We start from the raw sequence: 1,205 nt of genomic DNA, 5'->3' as shown, positions 1-1,205 counted from the left end.
CGATCTTGGCGTCGCGGAAGCCGCGCTCGGTGAACTCCTCCTGGGCGGCGGCCAGCACCCTGGCGCGGTTGCGCTCCTGCGTCTCAGCCCTGGCGCATGGAAGAGGCCGAGCACTGGGACCACGTCCGGCCGCTGCAGCAGCGGTGGGCAGCGGACACCGTGTTCATCGAGCAGTCGTTCATCTCCACCACGCTGGCGATCGACGCGACCGCGGCCGGGATCCCGGTGCAGCCGCTCACCGCCGACACTGACAAGATCACGCGGGCGCTTCCAGCGACGTCCCGCGTGAAAGCCCACAGGGTCTGGTTCCCGGCCGGGGCCGACTGGCTTGACGAGTGGTGCGACGAACTCGCCTCGTTCCCCACCGCCGCGCACGACGACCAGGTCGACACGCTCTCCTACGCCGCCCGCGTCGTCTCGGCGCACTGGCTGCCGATGGAGACCGCCGACCAGGTTGACGCCCGCCGCGCCTCCCGCGATGACGGCGTGATCGGCCAGGCATACGCCGCGGCGACCGGAAACTCCGGCGCCATGGACTTCATGAGCATCAACTACTGAGCAGGGGGTTCGTCATGGTCAGCGCCCCCACCCGGGACATCGGCACCCTCTCCGACGGCCTCGGCTCCTACGGCCAGCTCTACAACGACATGGTTGAGGTCATCCCCGACCTCATGTGGCCCCTGTCCGTGCAGACCTACGCCCGGATGCGCCACGACCCGCAGCTCGCCGCCATCTTGGCCGCCTACACGCTGCCGATCCGCCGCGCCACCTGGGCGGTGGACCCGGCCGGCTGCCGCGACGAAGTCGTCCAGGTGGTCGCTGACGATCTCGGCCTGCCGATCCTCGGCGCCGACCAGGCGCCCGGGCCCGCCCGGCGGCGCGGAGTCCGCTGGGCCGAGCACCTACGCCTGGCCCTCCTCAGCCTGGTGTTCGGCCACATGCCGTTCGAACGCCGCTACGAGATCCGCAACGGGCAGGCCCGGCTGATCAACCTGGGCGAGCGGATGCCGCACACCATCGGCGCGATCGACCTCAACCCCGACGGCACCCTGAAAGCGATTCGGCAGGATCACGCCGCCGGGCGGCCGATCCCCGTAGACAGGCTGGTCTGGTACGCGCACGAGCGCGAGGGCGCGAACTGGACCGGCCGCAGCATCCTGCGCGCCTGCTACGGCGCGTGGCTCCTCAAGCACGAGGTGTGGAGG

At 70.9% G+C, this 1,205-nt stretch carries 2 protein-coding genes; both read left to right on the top strand.

From position 1 onward, the window contains the following. Nucleotides 1–96: 96 nt before the first annotated feature. On the top strand, nucleotides 97–558 hold the full coding sequence (gene terL / locus ACWDS7_RS48575; protein WP_451934843.1) for a phage terminase large subunit: 462 nt from the start codon (nucleotides 97–99) through the stop codon (nucleotides 556–558). A 14-nt stretch (nucleotides 559–572) separates the two neighbouring features. Beyond that, the coding region (locus ACWDS7_RS48570; RefSeq protein WP_451934842.1) for a phage portal protein family protein at nucleotides 573–1,205 on the top strand (633 nt) is incomplete at its 3' end.

The sequence above is a fragment of the Streptosporangium sp. NPDC003464 genome, from assembly GCF_053588315.1.
Note: the sequence above shows the minus strand (reverse complement) of the source record. Positions and strands in the feature narration are given on the sequence as shown.

Coding starts and splice junctions, on each gene's coding strand:
- terL (WP_451934843.1), top strand. CDS start 97: ATGGAAGAGGCCGAGCACTGGGACCACGTCCGGCCGCTGCAGCAGCGG.